The 14,654-nt window shown below is 69.9% G+C and carries 17 protein-coding genes; 13 read left to right on the top strand and 4 right to left on the bottom strand.

Translation table 11 applies throughout. The features are described 5' to 3' along the window. The first annotated feature begins 152 nt into the window (after positions 1-152). From hsaA to IEY81_RS01470, 4 genes are read left to right on the top strand one after another with little or no spacing between them, the layout of a single operon-like run. Entirely contained in the window at positions 153-1,346 is a 1,194-nt protein-coding gene (gene hsaA, locus IEY81_RS01455) for a 3-hydroxy-9,10-secoandrosta-1,3,5(10)-triene-9,17-dione monooxygenase oxygenase subunit (RefSeq protein WP_229787171.1), read from the top strand. Then, complete coding sequence (gene hsaD, locus IEY81_RS01460) at positions 1,346-2,263, top strand: 4,5:9,10-diseco-3-hydroxy-5,9,17-trioxoandrosta-1(10),2-diene-4-oate hydrolase (RefSeq protein WP_229787173.1); 918 nt, start codon at positions 1,346-1,348, stop codon at positions 2,261-2,263. The genes hsaA and hsaD overlap by 1 nt, the downstream gene beginning before the upstream one ends. Continuing rightward, on the top strand, positions 2,260-3,156 hold the full coding sequence (hsaC, locus tag IEY81_RS01465; protein ID WP_271188404.1) for an iron-dependent extradiol dioxygenase HsaC: 897 nt from the start codon (positions 2,260-2,262) through the stop codon (positions 3,154-3,156). The genes hsaD and hsaC overlap by 4 nt, the downstream gene beginning before the upstream one ends. Positions 3,157-3,186: 30 nt before the next feature. Continuing rightward, entirely contained in the window at positions 3,187-3,768 is a 582-nt protein-coding gene (locus IEY81_RS01470; RefSeq protein ID WP_189116655.1) for a flavin reductase family protein, read from the top strand. Between the two features lie 51 nt (positions 3,769-3,819). On the opposite strand, the gene IEY81_RS01475 is transcribed toward IEY81_RS01470, so the two are convergent. The 3 genes from IEY81_RS01475 to IEY81_RS01485 are packed head-to-tail and all read right to left on the bottom strand — an operon-like array spanning position 3,820 to position 5,586. Further along, positions 3,820-4,239 carry an RpiB/LacA/LacB family sugar-phosphate isomerase gene (locus IEY81_RS01475; RefSeq protein ID WP_189116656.1) on the bottom strand — a complete coding sequence of 140 codons (420 nt, stop codon included), beginning with the start codon at positions 4,237-4,239 and terminating at the stop codon, positions 3,820-3,822. Positions 4,240-4,276: 37 nt separating this feature from the next. Beyond that, positions 4,277-4,747 carry a nuclear transport factor 2 family protein gene (locus tag IEY81_RS01480; protein ID WP_189116657.1) on the bottom strand — a complete coding sequence of 157 codons (471 nt, stop codon included), beginning with the start codon at positions 4,745-4,747 and terminating at the stop codon, positions 4,277-4,279. Further along, positions 4,744-5,586: an LLM class F420-dependent oxidoreductase gene (locus IEY81_RS01485; protein ID WP_189116658.1), complete on the bottom strand. Its 843-nt coding sequence runs from the start codon at positions 5,584-5,586 to the stop codon at positions 4,744-4,746. Before IEY81_RS01485 ends, IEY81_RS01480 begins: the two co-directional genes overlap by 4 nt. Positions 5,587-5,648: 62 nt before the next feature. On the opposite strand from IEY81_RS01485, the gene IEY81_RS01490 reads away from it, so the two are divergent. Both IEY81_RS01490 and IEY81_RS01495 read left to right on the top strand, forming a co-directional pair. Continuing rightward, positions 5,649-7,256, top strand: a complete 1,608-nt coding sequence (locus IEY81_RS01490; RefSeq protein ID WP_189116659.1) for a GMC family oxidoreductase — start codon at positions 5,649-5,651, stop codon at positions 7,254-7,256. After that, entirely contained in the window at positions 7,256-8,062 is an 807-nt protein-coding gene (locus tag IEY81_RS01495; RefSeq protein WP_189116660.1) for an enoyl-CoA hydratase/isomerase family protein, read from the top strand. Before IEY81_RS01490 ends, IEY81_RS01495 begins: the two co-directional genes overlap by 1 nt. 2 nt (positions 8,063-8,064) lie before the next feature. Here IEY81_RS01495 and IEY81_RS01500 read toward each other — a convergent pair whose 3' ends face one another. After that, entirely contained in the window at positions 8,065-8,250 is a 186-nt protein-coding gene (locus IEY81_RS01500; protein ID WP_189116661.1) for a hypothetical protein, read from the bottom strand. 113 nt (positions 8,251-8,363) lie between these two features. Between IEY81_RS01500 and IEY81_RS01505 the strand changes: the two genes are divergently transcribed. From IEY81_RS01505 to IEY81_RS01535, 7 genes are read left to right on the top strand one after another with little or no spacing between them, the layout of a single operon-like run. Continuing rightward, positions 8,364-8,912: a TetR/AcrR family transcriptional regulator gene (locus IEY81_RS01505; protein WP_189116662.1), complete on the top strand. Its 549-nt coding sequence runs from the start codon at positions 8,364-8,366 to the stop codon at positions 8,910-8,912. A gap of 1 nt (position 8,913) precedes the next feature. After that, positions 8,914-10,143 (top strand): cytochrome P450, encoded by a 1,230-nt coding sequence (locus IEY81_RS01510; RefSeq protein ID WP_189116663.1) that lies wholly within the window; start codon positions 8,914-8,916, stop codon positions 10,141-10,143. After that, positions 10,143-10,943 carry an SDR family oxidoreductase gene (locus IEY81_RS01515; RefSeq protein WP_189116664.1) on the top strand — a complete coding sequence of 267 codons (801 nt, stop codon included), beginning with the start codon at positions 10,143-10,145 and terminating at the stop codon, positions 10,941-10,943. The genes IEY81_RS01510 and IEY81_RS01515 overlap by 1 nt, the downstream gene beginning before the upstream one ends. Further along, positions 10,940-12,310, top strand: coding sequence for a cytochrome P450 (locus tag IEY81_RS01520; RefSeq protein WP_229787175.1), 1,371 nt, complete (start codon positions 10,940-10,942; stop codon positions 12,308-12,310). Before IEY81_RS01515 ends, IEY81_RS01520 begins: the two co-directional genes overlap by 4 nt. After that, positions 12,307-12,501: a ferredoxin gene (locus tag IEY81_RS01525; protein ID WP_189116665.1), complete on the top strand. Its 195-nt coding sequence runs from the start codon at positions 12,307-12,309 to the stop codon at positions 12,499-12,501. Before IEY81_RS01520 ends, IEY81_RS01525 begins: the two co-directional genes overlap by 4 nt. Continuing rightward, positions 12,502-13,110, top strand: a complete 609-nt coding sequence (locus IEY81_RS01530) for a nuclear transport factor 2 family protein (protein ID WP_189116666.1) — start codon at positions 12,502-12,504, stop codon at positions 13,108-13,110. Continuing rightward, a complete protein-coding gene (locus tag IEY81_RS01535; protein ID WP_189116667.1) occupies positions 13,107-14,591 on the top strand; it encodes an aldehyde dehydrogenase in 1,485 nt (494 codons plus the stop codon). Before IEY81_RS01530 ends, IEY81_RS01535 begins: the two co-directional genes overlap by 4 nt. Positions 14,592-14,654 lie beyond the last annotated feature (63 nt).

Consider the following 14,654-nt stretch of genomic DNA (forward strand, 5'->3'; position numbering starts at 1 on the left):
CAGAACTGAAACACGTTCTACCATAGACGACGACGCGCGAATCGTGTCCGGGGACTCGACAAAACTGAAACGTGTTCTAGTATTGATCCCAGGGCAGCGTCCGAAGCGCCGCTCGATCGACATCTGGTACACCCATGCAGGAAGGCAGAGCGGTGAGCGAAGTGACACAGCGCCCCCACAAGGACGCACAGGCCGTCAAGGACGGGGTGCAGGACCTGCTGCCCACCATCAGAGAGCGCGCGGAGGAGACCGAGCGCCTCCGGGTCGTGCCCGAGTCGAGCGTGAAGGAGCTCGAGGAGGTCGGCTTCTTCAGGCTGCTGCAGCCGGCCCGCTTCGGCGGCCTCGAGGCCGACCCGGTCGACTTCTACACCTGCGTACGCGACATCGCCTCGGCGTGCGGCTCGACCGGCTGGGTCTCCAGCGTGCTCGGCGTCCACCCGTGGCAGATCGCGCTCTTCGACGACGAGGCGCAGCAGGCCGTGTGGGGCGAGGACACCGACACCCGCGTCTCCTCCTCGTACGCGCCGATGGGCAAGGCGGTCATCACCGAGGGCGGCTTCACGCTCTCCGGGCGATGGTCGTTCTCCTCCGGCTGCGCGCACGCCACCTGGGTGCTCCTCGGCGGCCTCGTCTTCAACGAGGAGGGTCAGGTCGTCGACTTCCGTACCTTCCTGGTGCCCCGCGAGCGCTACGAGATCGTCGACGTCTGGAACGTCGTCGGCCTGGCCGGCACCGGTTCCAACGACATCGTGGTCGAGGAGGTCTTCATCCCGGAGACGTTCACGCTCTCGATGGCCGAGACCGGCCGCTGCAAGGGGCCCGGCCAGGCGGTCAACACCGGCGACCTCTACAAGCTGCAGTTCCACTCGCTGTTCACCACCACGATCACCACGCCGATCATCGGCATGGCCCGCGGTGCCTACGAGGAGCACGTGACGATGCAGCAGAACCGCGTCCGCGCCTCCTACGGAGAGAAGGCCTCGCTCGACCCGTTCGCCGCGGTCCGGGTGGCCACCGCCTCCTCCGACATCGACGCCGCCTGGGCGCTGCTGATGAACAACATCCGTGAGCAGCAGGGCTACGTCGCGCGCGGCGAGAAGATCCCGATCACCCAGCGGCTGCGGGTCCGCCGCGACCAGGTCCTCGGTACGCAGCGGGCGATCGACGCGATCGACCTGCTCTTCGAGGCCTCCGGCGGCCGGGCGCTGGCCACCGGCACCCCGCTCCAGCGCGCCTGGCGCGACGCCCACGCGGGTCGTGTCCACGCCGCCAACGACCCCGAGCGGGCGCTGCAGATGTACGGCGCCTCCGAGTTCGGGCACAAGGTCGACCCGGGGATGTACTGATGGCTCTGGTGAAGGACGACGTCGCCCACGACGTCAGGATCGAGACCGAGGCAGCCGGGAAGATCTCGCTGCGCTACTACGACCTGGACGTCCGGGGATCCTCGGCGAACGAGGCCGCCGAGATCCCGCTGGTCATGCTTCACGGCGGGGGCCCCGGCGCCTCCTCGTGGTCCAACTTCGGCTCGGCACTGGAGGGCTTCGCGGCCGACTTCCGCACGATCCTGGTCGACCAGCCGGGCTTCGGCGCCTCCGACAAGCCCGAGGTGGTCGGCAACTACTACCGGTTCGCGGGCGACGCGGTGATCGCGCTGCTCGACGAGCTCGGCCTGGAGAAGGTCCACCTGCTGGGCAACTCGCTCGGCGGCGGCACCGCGATGCGGATCGCGCTGACCTACCCCGACCGGGTCGGCCGGCTGGTGCTGATGGGACCGGGCGGACTCTCGCTCAACCTCTTCCACGCCGATCCCACCGAGGGCGTACAGCGCCTGATGGACTTCTCCGGCGACCCCACCCGCGAGGCGCTGCGGGCGTTCATCTCGACGATGGTCGTCAACCAGAAGCTGGTCACCGACGAGCTGGTCGAGGAACGCTTCGCGGACGCGACCGCGCCCGGCGCCCGGGAGGCGATGGCCTCGATGGGCTGGTCGTTCTACAACCCCGAGACCGCCGAGGACGGCATGCTGTGGCGCGAGGCGCACCAGCTGCGCCATCACACGCTGCTCACCTGGGGCCGCGAGGACCGGGTCAACCCGCTCGACGGTGCGTTCCCGGCGCTGAAGCTGATCCCGAAGGCGCAACTGCATGTCTTCCCGCGCTGCGGGCACTGGGCACAGATCGAGGCCGCCGACGAGTTCCGCGAGGTCGCGGTGGCCTTCTTGAAACGGCACAGGTCGAAGCGACCCGAGGAGCGCGCATGATCGACATCAAGTCCATGGGCTACGTACGCGTCACCAGCACCGACCTGGAGGAGTGGCGGACGTTCGCCGAGAAGGTGCTCGGGCTGATCCCGGCCAAGGGGCCGCACCAGGAGCACCTCTACTACCGGATCGACGAGGTCTCCGCCCGCCTGGTGATCGAGCCCGGCGAGAAGGACCAGCTCAGCTGCGTCGGCTGGGAGGTCGCCGACCACACCGCGCTGGCCGAGGCCCGCGAGCACCTGGAGAAGTCCGGTGTCGAGGTCGAGGAGGGCAGTGCCGAAGAGCTCGCCGAGCGACGGGTGCAGGAGATGCTGCGCTTCCGTGACCCCTTCGACAACGTCTTCGAGCTCTTCCACGGCATCACCTATGAGCGCCGCCCCGCGGTCTCGTCCTACGGCCACACCTTCGTCACCGGCGACCAGGGGATGGGCCACGTGGTGATCCCGGTCTCCGACGACGTCGAGGCGCTGGAGTTCTACCGCGACACGCTCGGCTTCCGGCTGCGTGACTCGATGAGCATGCCCGGCGAGTTCGCCGGCAAGGAGCCCGGCACCAAGATCTGGCTGCGCTTCCTGGGCATCAACCCGCGCCACCACTCGCTGGCGTTCCTGCCGTTCCCGAACGACTCCAAGTGCGTCCACATCATGCTCGAGGTCGACAAGCTCGACGACGTCGGCCGCGCGCTCGAGCGCGTGAAGAAGTACGGTGCGAAGCTGTCCGCCACGCTCGGCCGCCACATGAACGACGAGATGGTCTCGTTCTACGTGAAGTCGCCCGGCGGTTTCGACATCGAGTTCGGCACCGAGGGGCTCCAGGTCGACGACAGCAAGTGGGTCGCCAGGGAGTCCACCGCGGTCTCCTACTGGGGTCACGACTTCGGTGTAGGCCAGTGATCGGGTATGCGTATAGAGGTGCCTGATGGGATGTCTCCCGATGCCGCCGAGAGCTGGCCGCACCCGGAGCTGATCGAGTCCTTCCACGGCCGCTTCGACTTCGAGGCGCCGCCGTCCCCGCCGGAGGCCCCCGCCGACGCGGAGGCCGACGCTCGGTTCCGTACGGTGCTGGGCCGCTTCGCCTCGGGCGTCACCGTGATCACGGCGCAGACCGGCGACGGGCCGGTGGGCATGACCTGCCAGTCGTTCTCGTCGGTCTCGCTGCGGCCGCCGCTGATCCTGTTCGCGCCGACGAAGTCCTCGCGTGCCTGGGCCCGGATCCGCCGCGCCGGCCACTTCTCCGTCAACATCCTCGCCGCCGGCCAGGAGGCGGTCTCCAACCAGTTCGCCTCGCGAGCCGCCGACAAGTACGCCGATATCTCCTGGACCCCCTCGGCCCATCACGGCGACCCGCACCTCGATGGCGCCGTCGGCTACCTCGACTGCGCCGTCCACTCCGTCCACGAGGAGGGCGACCACTACCTCGTCGTCGGCCGCGTCCTCGACCTGGCCGAGGGCCCTGCGACCGAGCCCCTGCTGTTCTTCCGCAGCGACTATCGCGAGCTGGGCTGAATCCGCCGGGCGACAATGGGGTCTCCGGTGATCGAGCTTGTCGAGACCTACCTACCGGCGGTCGAGGTCGCCGAGCCGGCGGATCGCGTCAGCCTCCTCGGGATCCGGCGCGGTCTCGTCGAGGAACGCCTCGGTGACCTCGACAGCAACATCGGGCGCGAGCCGCTTGAGGCTCATCGCGAGCACGTTGGCGTCGTTCCACAGCCGCGCGTTGCGAGCGATCCACGGCTCCCAGGCGAGCGCGGCGCGAACGCCAGGGACCTTGTTGGCCGCGATCGCCGTGCCGGTGCCGGTCCAGCACATCACCACGCCGACATCGGCCCGGCCCTCGACGACCGCACGACCGACGCCGGCCCCGAGGTCGGGCCAGGAGTCGGTCTCGATCAGGTCGACATCGCCACGCTCGCGCAGGTGGTCGAGCACCGCCCGCGTGGTCTCGTTCTCGTCGTCGCTTCCGAAGGCGATCTGCATGCTTCGAACCTATCGAGCCCCGGGAGCCCGTCGCCGATCAGGCGTGCGTTGCCGGTCCTCCCGGTCCGGTCAGCTTCGCACTGGGCTGGTCCTTCAGGCTGGTGGTGAGCTCCCAGGTGCGCTCGTAGCCGGTGTGCGCGATGCGCCAGCCCTGCGGCGTACGCACGTAGCGGTCCGCGTAGAAGGCGGCACCCTCGAGGGCGAACTCGAAGGCCGGCGCGAAGACCTTGTCGTAGAGATACCAGCGCCCGGTCGCCTCGTCGCCGTCCACGGCGATCTCCGGGTGGTGGAGGTGGTGCATGGTGATGATCTCGGCCGGCAGATTGGTGCGCATGTAGTCGACCAGCTCGTCCGGCGAGGTGAACGAGAGCCCGGCGTAGTCGGCGGTGGCGTCCGGTGCGAAGCAGGTCGCGAACTCGTCCCACTGCTTGGTGTCGAGCAGGCGTACGTAGCGGAACTTGAGCTGCTCGATCTCGCGGACGTCTCCGCCGATGTCGGCGGCGCTCATGCGGCCAGCCCCAGTCGGCCGGCGAGCTTGTCGAGGTAGGTGAGCACCCCGGCGGGCTCGGTGTCGGGTACGCCCCAGATCAGCTCGTCGGCGACCGACCACTCGGCGAGGTCCTCGGGGGTGGGCTTCTTCGCGACCAGGACGCGCACCTCGGGCTTGCCCGCGCGGCCGGCGGACTCCCACTCGTCCTGGAGCGCCTTCACCTTGTCGCCGATGCCGGACTCGGTCGGCGTCGACATCCAGCCCTCGGCGTTGCAGGCGATCCAGCGCAGCGTCTTCGGGCCACCTCCCGCGCCGACGATCGTGGGGATCCGGCCCTGCGGTGGCTTCGGGTAGGCCCAGGACGGGCCGAACGCGACGAACTCGCCGTCGTACGCCGCCTCCTCCTCGGTCCACAGCGCCCGCATCGCCTCGAGATACTCCTTCAGGGCGGTGCGCTTGCGGTCGCCGGGGATGCCGTGGTCGGCGAGCTCGTCGGTGTTCCAGCCGAAGCCGACCCCCAGTGAGACCCGGCCGCCGGAGAGGTGGTCGAGGGTCGCGATCGACTTGGCCAGCGTGATCGGGTCCGACTCGACCGGGAGCGCGACCGCCGTGGAGAGCCCGATCCGCGAGGTCACCGCCGCGCAGGTGCCGAGCGTGACCCAGGGGTCGAGCGTACGCAGGTAGCGGTCGTCGGGGAGCTCGGTGCCGCCGGTGGGGTGCAGGGCGTCGCGGCGCACGGGGATGTGGGTGTGCTCGGGCACGTAGAACGTGTCGAAGCCGCGCTCTTCCGCTGCGGTGGCTAGCTCGGCGGGCGTGATGCCTCGGTCCGAGGTGAACAGGACGATGCCGTGGCGCATGACACAACAGTAGAACGTGTTCTAGTCTTTGCGGAAGGGACCACCGGGAGAGAGAAGAGGACATGGAAGCCGACTACATTGTCGTGGGAGCCGGGAGCGCGGGCTGTGCCACCGCCCGCAGGCTGGCCGAGAGCGGGGCCAGCGTCATCGTGATCGAGGCGGGCACCAAGGACACCGCCTTCGGGATCAAGAACCTTCTCGAGCTCCCCGGTGCGGTCGCTGCGATGCTCTCCACGCCCCAGCTGAAGAAGCTGGTCGACTGGGGCTACAAGTCGGTCCCACAGAGCGCCGCCCTGGACCGGGTCATCCCGATGACCCGCGGCAAGGTGCTGGGCGGCTCGTCCTCGATCAACGGCATGCTCTGGGTGCGTGGCAACCGGCAGAACTTCGACGACTGGGCCGCCGACGGCGCGACCGGGTGGTCCTACGACGACGTGCTGCCCGCCTTCAAGCGGATGGAGGACTTCGAGGGCGGCGCCGACGAGTTCCGTGGCGAGGGCGGCCCGGTCAAGGTGCGCTACCAGCAGGGCCTCACCCCGGCCACGCAGACCTGGCTCGACGAGGCACCCAAGCGGCTCGGCGTCAGCGCGCTCGACGACTACAACGGCAAACAGCAGGAGGGCGTCGGCGTCGTCCAGCTCAGCGCCGCCGAGGGCCGCCGCTACTCCGCCGCGAAGGCCTACCTGCGAGAGAAGCCGCTGGACAACCTGCTGATCCTGACCAAGGCCCAGGTCACCCGCGTACGCATCGAGGGGTCGCGGGCCACCGGCGTCGAGGTCGTCGGCGCCGATGGGGAGAAGCAGACGATCCGTGCCACCCGCGAGGTGATCGTCTCGGCCGGCGTCTACGGCTCGCCGCACCTGCTGATGCTCTCCGGAATCGGTCGTTCCGGCCACCTGCGCGAGCACGGCATCGAGGTCCACGCCGACCTCCCCGTGGGCGACAACTTCCACGACCACCTCTTCGTGCCGGTCTCCTTCCGGATGGACTCCGCGCTGCGCAAGCCGACGCCGGCCTACTTCGCCGCGGGCTTCGCGAAGTCGCGGCTCACCCGCAAGGGCTGGGCGGCCGGCTCCCAGTTCGAGGCCTTCGGCTTCGTACGCAGCGAGCTGGCCGACCGTCTGCCCGACCTGCAGCTGCACGTCCTGTACTGGGTCTACCCGTTCCCGAACCAGGACGGCGAGAAGGCGATCCGGCCGCCGACGAACAAGCCCGGCCTGTGCATCCTGCCGACGCTGATCTACCCCGAGAGCCGCGGCACCGTACGCCTGGCCAGCGCCGACCCGATGGCGCACCCGCTGCTCGACCCGGGCTACCTGACCGCCGGCAAGGACACCGAGGTGCTCCTCGACGGGATCGCGAAGGTGCGCGAGATGATGGTCGGCCTCGGCGACAACCAGGGCGAGATCACGCCGGGCCCCGACTACGCCGGCGACCGCGAGACCCGCGAGCTGCTGCCCAACATCGTGCACAGCGTCTACCACGGCGTGGGCACCTGCCGGATGGGCTCGGACGAGCGTGCCGTGGTGGACCCGTCGCTGCGCGTGAAGGGCATCGACGGCCTGCGCGTCGCCGACGCGAGCGTGATGCCGTCGATCACCGGGGGCAACACCAACGCGCCGGCGATCATGATCGGCGAGCGCGCCGCCGACCTGATCCTGGGGGCCTGATGACGGGCTCGACGAACGAAGCCGATCTGCTCCTGAGCGAAGACCGCGACCGGGTCCGGACACTGACGCTCAACCGACCCGACCAGCTCAACGCCTTCAGCCAGGCGCTCTACGTCGCGCTCGCCGACGCGCTGCGAGCGGCCGACGAGGACCCACAGGTGGCCGTGGTGCTGCTGACCGGCGCCGGTCGGGCCTTCTCCGCCGGCACCGACCTGGTCGAGATGAAGGAGACCGCGACCGGCGCCGACGACAGCGCGGGGCACGGGTTCATCGCTCTGGTCGACGCGCTGGCAGCGTTCCGCAAGCCGCTGGTCGTGGCCGTCAACGGGCTGGCGCTCGGCATCGGCGCGACGCTCATCGGCTTCGCCGACCTGGTCCTGGCCTCGACGAAGGCCCGGTTCAAGACGCCGTTCACGACGCTCGGAGTCGCGCCGGAGGCGGCCTCGAGCTTCCTCTTCCCAGGGCTGGTCGGGCGTCAGAACGCCGCCTGGATGCTGCTGTCGGGGGAGTGGGTCGGGGCCGAGGAGGCACGCGAGATGGGCCTCGTCTGGCGGGTGGTCGAGCCCGAGGATCTCCTCGATGCCGCATGGAGCCGAGCGGCCACTCTCGCCGCCCGGCCGATCAGCAGCCTGGTCGCGGTGAAGGAGACGATGACGGCACCGTTGCGACCCGGGATCACGGCCGCGCGCGAGCTCGAGAATGCGAAGTTCGCCGAGCTGATGGGTGGGCCCGCGAACCTCGAGGCGCTCACCGCCTTCGCCGAGGGCCGCGAGCCCGACTTCGCCGGGCTCCCGCCGGGCGTGTGAGGTCAGCGGGGTGGGTTGTCGAAGCTCCCGAAGCGGTCGTGGCCGTCGAGATGGTGCTCTCGCTCCATCTCGGTCAGGTCGCGTTGGATCTGGCGGCCTCGGCGCCGGTCGAGGAAGGCGGCGACCAGCATGATGATCGTCCAGACGACGATCATCCCGACGGTGAGCGCGATGACTGCGGTGCTCATCGGTGATCAGCTCCTCTGGTTGGTTGCGCCCGTGCGGGCATCCCGTGTCGGTACCCGATATCGGCCGTCGCGACCCCCTTGTCGGAAACGAGAACGTGTTCTAATCTGGACACGTGTCCAGCGCAACGAGCACACGACAGGCGGAGACGGTCGAGCGGCTGCTCGCGGCGGGGCTGGAGGAGCTGCGCGAGGTCGGCCACGAGGCGCTGACGATCCGCTCGGTCGCGGCGCGTGCCGGCGTCTCCTCGGCCACGGCCTACACCTACCTGGCCTCCAAGAACCATCTCTTCGTCGAGCTCTTCTGGCGGCATCTGGCCGATGCGCCGGCGGTCGAGGAGACCGGGTCCCGCGCGGAGCGGGTGCAGGCGGCCGTACGCAGCCTGACCACCCGGATCGCGGCCGAGCCCGCGCTCGCGGCGGCAGTCACCCCGGCCCTGCTGGGCAGCGACACGGACGTCGAGCGGCTGCGACTGCGGATCGGGGCCGAGTTCGTGGTCCGGTTCGACGAGGCGCTCGGGCGCGAAACGACCGACGCGGTCCGGCAGGCACTGCTGCTCGCCTTCTCCGGGGCGCTGCTGCAGGCGGGGATGGGCCTGATGACCTACGACGAGATGGCCGACCGGCTCGCTCCGGTCGTTGCCGTCATCGTCGGTGAGGAGTGAGATGACAAGCACCGCCACCGAGATCTTCGACCCCTACGACTACGACTTCCACGAAGACCCCTACCCCGTCTACGCGCGACTGCGCGACGAGGCACCGCTGCACTACAACGCCTCCGACGACTTCTGGGCGCTCTCCCGCCACGCCGACGTGCACGCCGCGATGAAGGACGACGTCACCTTCTCCAACCGGATGGGCGTCTCCCTCGACGCCAGCGCCTGGAACCCCGAGGCCCACCGGGTGATGTCGTTCCTCGCCCTGGACGGTCGCGAGCAGACCAGGCTGCGCAAGCTGGTCTCGGCCGGCTTCACCCCGCGCCGCGTCCGCGAGCTGACGCCGCACATCCAGGCGCTCGCCGACCGTTACCTCGACGGTGTCGTCGCGGTGTGCGCCGAGACCGGTGAGGCCGACTGGATCGCCAACCTGGCCGGCAAGCTCCCGATGGACGTCATCTCCGAGATGATGGGCGTGCCGGTCGCCGACCGCGACGAGGTGCAGCGGCTGGCCGACCTGGTGGTGCACCGCGAGGACGGCGTACGGGACGTGCCGGAGGCCGGGATGACGGCCGCCCTGGAGCTGATCGGCTACTACTCCGAGATGGTCGCGCAGCGGCGCCGGCAGCCGAGCGACGACCTCACCTCGGCGCTCATCGAGGCGGAGGTCGACGGCGACCGGCTGCTCGACCACGAGGTGATCGCGTTCCTGTTCCTGATGGTCGTGGCCGGCAACGAGACCACCACCAAGCTGCTCGGCAACGCGCTCTTCCACCTCGGCGCCCATCCCGATCAGCAGGCGGAGGTCTTCGCGGACCCCGAGTCGGGGCTGGTCGGTCCGTGGATCGAGGAGACGCTGCGCCACGACACTCCCAGCCAGATGCTCGCCCGCTACGTCGCCACCGACGTCGAGCTCCACGGCCAGGTCGTCCCGGCCGGGTCGAAGCTGCTGGTGCTGCTCGGCTCGGCCAACCGCGACGAACGGGTCTTCACCGCGCCGGACGTCTTCGACATCCACCGCTCGCCCGACGAGCTCGGCCGCATCATGAGCTTCGGCGTCGGCCGGCACTTCTGCCTCGGCGCCAACCTCGCCCGGCTCGAGGCGAAGGTCGTGCTGGCGGAGCTGGTGCGGCGTACGTCCGGCTTCGTGGTCCATCCCGATCGCTCGGTGCGCGTGCACTCCACGAGCGTGCGCGGCTTCGCCGAGCTCCCGGTCACCTTCGTCCCCAGGGGTCGCTGATGAGCGCGTCCGAGAAGTACGCCCAGCCCGACCGCCGACCTGCGGTGGTCACCGGCGCGTCGTCGGGGATCGGCGCGGAGACGGCGAGGGCGCTGGCCGCGGCCGGGCTCCCGGTCGCGCTCGGAGCCCGCCGGGTCGGCCGCGTGGAGGAGATCGCCGCCGCGATCCGCGCCGACGGGGGAGAGGCGGTCGCCCACCCCCTCGACGTGACCTCGGACGACTCGGTGGCCGAGTTCGCCGCCAAGGTGACCGCAGACCTGGGCGAGGTCGAGGTCGTGGTCAGCAACGCCGGCGTCACCCACCCGGGCGCGACGGTCGACGTCACCACAGAGGACTTCGCCGACCAGATCGACGTCAACCTGCTCGGCTCCCACCGGTTGCTCCGGGCCTTCGCCCCCGGGATGATCGAGCGCCGGCGCGGCGACCTGGTCTTCCTCTCCTCCGACGTGGCGGTGCGACCGCGGCCGTTCATGGGAGCGTACGCAGCCTCGAAGTGGGGCCTGGAAGGCATGGTCAACGCGCTCCGGATGGAGCTGGAGGGCACCGGGGTCAGGGCCTCGCTCGTGCGGCCCGGACCCACCCACTCCGACATCGGCAACGAGTGGCCCGCCGAGCTCGGCGGGTTCGTGCTCGAGCAGTGGGTTCGTTGGGGGCTGGCGCGGCACCCGCACTTCCTCGAGGCCCGCGCGCTGGCCGACGCGATCACGACCGTGGTGACCGCGGCCCGCGGGGTCCACATCAGCACCGTCGACGTCGACCCCGAAGCACCCATCGAGACACTCGTCGAGGAGGCCCGATGATCCCCACCGTCTCCACGGTCCTGGACGACCAGGACCCCAGCGTTCCCGAGATCATCCGAGGCACCGGTCATCTGCCCGAGATGCGGGTCGACCCGATCTCGCTGTTCACCCGCGTCCGCGAGGAGTGCGGCGACCTCGGTCGCTTCCGGCTCGCCGACAAGGACGTCGTGATGGTCACCGGGGCAGAGGCCAACGAGGCCTTCTTCCGGGCCCCCGACGAGGTGCTCGACCAGGCCGCCGCGTACCCGTTCATGACGCCGATCTTCGGCAAGGGCGTCGTCTTCGACGCCTCGCCTGAGGAGCGCCAGCAGATGCTGAAGAACCAGGCGCTGCGCGGCGACATGATGCGCGGCCACGCGCAGACGATCGAGGCCGAGATCCGCCGGATGATCGCCGGCTGGGGCGACGAGGGCGAGATCGACCTGCTCGACTTCTTCGCCGAGCTGACCATCTACACCACCTCGGCCTGCCTGGTCGGGAAGCCGTTCCGGGAGGAGCTCGACTCGTCCTTCGCCCGGCACTACCACGAGCTCGAGCACGGCACCGACGCGATCGCGTACGTCGATGCGTACGCAGACATCGACAGCTTCCGTCGCCGTGATGCCGCGCGGGAGGAGCTCGTTGGGCTGGTGCAGGCGATCGTCGACAAGCGGATCGCACGTGGGGTCTCGACAGGCTCGACCACCGAAGAACGGGAGCAGCGCGACCTGCTCGACGTCTTGATCCGGATCGGCATGGATGTAGACACCATCACCGGCGTCTTCATCTCGATGATGTTCGCCGGCCATCACACCTCCTCGGGCACCGCCTCCTGGGCGATGATCGAGCTGCTGCGCCACCCGGAGGCGATGGGCGAAGTCGTCAGCGAGCTCGACGAGCTCTACGCCGACGGCAGCGAGGTCTCCTTCCAAGCGCTCCGCTCCATCCCGGTGCTCGAGGCCGCGCTGAAGGAGACGTTGCGGCTGCACCCGCCGCTGATCATCCTGATGCGGCTGGTGCGCGAGGACTTCGAGCTGCTCGGCGAGACGATCCCCGCTGGCACCCTGCTCGCCGCCTCCCCACGGGTCTCCAACCGGATCGAGGCCGACTTCCCGAAGGCGGGATCGTTCGACCCGAGCCGCTACATCGACCCGCGGCAGGAGGACATGCAGAACCGCTGGACGTGGATCCCGTTCGGCGCGGGCAAGCACCGCTGTGTCGGCAACGCGTTCGCGATGATGCAGATGAAGGCGATCTTCTCGGTCATCCTGCGCGACTACACATTCCAGGCCGCGCAACCGCTGGACTCCTACGCCGACGACTTCACCAAGATGGTGATCCAGCTCCAGCAGCCCTGTCGGGTCCGTTATCGGCGGCGGTCGTCATGAGGCTCTCCGTTGATCTGGGGCTATGCCAGGGGCACCAGGAGTGTCTCGCCGAGGCACCGGAGCTCTTCGGCTTCGACGACGACACCGACCAGGTCGTCGTACGTGTCCCCGAACCTGCCGCCGACCAGCTCGGTGCGGCACGGGCGGCCGTGAAGTACTGCCCTGCTTTCGCCCTTTCACTGGAGGACTGAATGTCTGACCTGAACCGTGCCGAGATCGAGGCCTTCTGGTCCCGTTGGCTCGACCTCAACCGTAAAGCTGAGGCTGAGGGTGACTGGGCACAGCTGGCCGAGGTGTATGCCGAGGACGCGACGTACGGCTGGATGTACACCCCCGACGAGCACTTCATGGCGGTCGGGCGAGAGCAGATCCGGGAGTGGGCGCTCGGCACCGAGATGGCCGGCCTCGAGGGCTGGCACTACGACTACCAGGCGACCGTCATCGACGACGTCAACGCGATGGTGATCGGCTTCTGGCGGCAGCGGGCCGGGATCGTCGATGACGCCACCGGCGAGGAGTACGAGATCCTCGGGATCGGCGGCTCCTGGTTCGGGGTCGCGCGGCGTCCCGACGGCGAGGGTCTGGAGTTCGCCTGGCAGCGCGACTGGTTCGACCTCGGCTCCACCGCGACCACCTTCCTCGACATCGTGAAGGCGAAGAAGGCGACCGCCGGGCTGCTGGAGCGGATGTCGCTCGACGGGATGGCACAGCCCGGCCACTACCGCCTCGCCGACCTGCCCTCGACCGTCTGGCCCCCGCCCGTCGCGGCCGGGAGCTTCGTGACCCAGGAGCCCTCGTGACCAACCGCGCCCCCACGAACCCGCCCGCCCAGCAGCTCGTCGACGGCAAGCTCGGCGCGGCCGCCACCGGCGAGACGTACCCGATCCTCAACCCGGCCACGGGCGCCGAGATCGGGCGCGCGCCCGACTCCACGGCGCAGGACATGGACGCGGCCATCGCCGCCGCGCGCCGGGCCTTCGACGAGACCGACTGGTCCACCGACCTGACCTTCCGGATCCGCTGCCTGCGCCAGCTCCACCAGGCGCTCCTCGACGAGGCCGACGCGCTGCGCGAGCTGACCACCGCCGAGGTCGGCGCACCGGCCTTCCTGGTCGCCGGGCCACAGTTCGACACCCCGGTCGAGACGCTGCGCTGGACGATCGACCTCGCCGAGTCCTACGAGTGGTCGCGGGACCTGGGTGTCGGGGTGACGATGGGGATCTCCTCGCGGCGTACTGTCCGGCGAGAGGCCGTCGGGGTCGTCGCGGCGATCACACCGTGGAACTTCCCCAACCAGATCAACCTGGCCAAGATCGGCCCCGCGCTGGCAGCGGGCAACACGGTCGTGCTCAAGCCCGCCCCCGACACCCCGTGGCTGGCCGCGGAGCTCGGCCGACTGGTGGCCGAGCACACCGACATCCCGCCGGGCGTCTTCAACGTCGTCACCCCGCGAGACACCCGGGTGGCCGCGATGCTGGCCGAGGACCCGCGGGTCGACCTGGTCTCCTTCACCGGCTCGACGGCGACCGGCCGGGCGATCATGACCGCGGCCGCACCGAGCCTGAAGAAGGTCTTCCTCGAGCTCGGTGGCAAGTCCGCCGCGATCGTCCTCGACGACGCCGACGTGGCGTCTGCAGCCTCGATGGCGGCCTTCTCGGTGGCGGTCCACGCCGGTCAGGGCTGCGCCCTGACGACCCGGCTGCTGGTGCCGCGGGCGTCCTACGACGCGGCCGTCGAGTCGGCGGCCGCGACCATGGCCTCGCTCGGTGCGGGCGACCCGGCCGATGCGGGCACCATCTGCGGCCCGGTGATCTCCGCGGGCCAGCGCGACCGGATCCTCGGCTATCTCGCGCTCGCCGAGGAGGAGGGCGGCCGATTCGCCACCGGTGGGTCGGTGGCGGTCCAGTCCGGCGATCTCACTGACGGGTTCTGGGTTCAGCCCACCGTGATCGCCGGCCTCGACAACACCGCCCGCGTCGCCCGCGAGGAGATCTTCGGCCCCGTGCTCACCGTGATCCCGCACGACGGCGACGACGACGCCGTACGCATCGCCAACGACTCGCCCTACGGCCTCTCCGGCTCGGTCGAGTCCGGCTCGCTGGAGCGGGCCACGTCGGTGGCCGCCCGGATCCGTACTGGCACCATCGGCGTCAACGGCGGCCAGTGGTTCGGCCCCGACGCCCCCTTCGGCGGCTACAAGCAGTCCGGCCTCGGCCGGGAGATGGGCGTCGAAGGCTTCGAGGAGTACCTCGAGACCAAGCTGATCGCGGAGCCCGCATGATCGCCCACTCGGCGCAACTGCCCCAGAAATTCACGCCCACTCGGCGCAACTGCCCCGCTGTGG

Source organism: Nocardioides luteus (assembly GCF_014648595.1).
GTDB classification, from domain to species: Bacteria; Actinomycetota; Actinomycetes; order Propionibacteriales; family Nocardioidaceae; genus Nocardioides; species Nocardioides luteus.

Coding starts and splice junctions, on each gene's coding strand:
- IEY81_RS01520 (WP_229787175.1), top strand. CDS start 10,940: ATGATCCCCACCGTCTCCACGGTCCTGGACGACCAGGACCCCAGCGTT.
- IEY81_RS01480 (WP_189116657.1), bottom strand. CDS start 4,747: ATGAGCGCCGCCGACATCGGCGGAGACGTCCGCGAGATCGAGCAGCTC.
- hsaD (WP_229787173.1), top strand. CDS start 1,346: ATGGCTCTGGTGAAGGACGACGTCGCCCACGACGTCAGGATCGAGACC.
- IEY81_RS01525 (WP_189116665.1), top strand. CDS start 12,307: ATGAGGCTCTCCGTTGATCTGGGGCTATGCCAGGGGCACCAGGAGTGT.
- IEY81_RS01470 (WP_189116655.1), top strand. CDS start 3,187: ATGTCTCCCGATGCCGCCGAGAGCTGGCCGCACCCGGAGCTGATCGAG.
- IEY81_RS01530 (WP_189116666.1), top strand. CDS start 12,502: ATGTCTGACCTGAACCGTGCCGAGATCGAGGCCTTCTGGTCCCGTTGG.
- IEY81_RS01515 (WP_189116664.1), top strand. CDS start 10,143: ATGAGCGCGTCCGAGAAGTACGCCCAGCCCGACCGCCGACCTGCGGTG.
- IEY81_RS01495 (WP_189116660.1), top strand. CDS start 7,256: ATGACGGGCTCGACGAACGAAGCCGATCTGCTCCTGAGCGAAGACCGC.
- hsaC (WP_271188404.1), top strand. CDS start 2,260: ATGATCGACATCAAGTCCATGGGCTACGTACGCGTCACCAGCACCGAC.
- IEY81_RS01475 (WP_189116656.1), bottom strand. CDS start 4,239: ATGCAGATCGCCTTCGGAAGCGACGACGAGAACGAGACCACGCGGGCG.
- IEY81_RS01485 (WP_189116658.1), bottom strand. CDS start 5,586: ATGCGCCACGGCATCGTCCTGTTCACCTCGGACCGAGGCATCACGCCC.
- IEY81_RS01500 (WP_189116661.1), bottom strand. CDS start 8,250: ATGAGCACCGCAGTCATCGCGCTCACCGTCGGGATGATCGTCGTCTGG.
- IEY81_RS01510 (WP_189116663.1), top strand. CDS start 8,914: ATGACAAGCACCGCCACCGAGATCTTCGACCCCTACGACTACGACTTC.
- IEY81_RS01490 (WP_189116659.1), top strand. CDS start 5,649: ATGGAAGCCGACTACATTGTCGTGGGAGCCGGGAGCGCGGGCTGTGCC.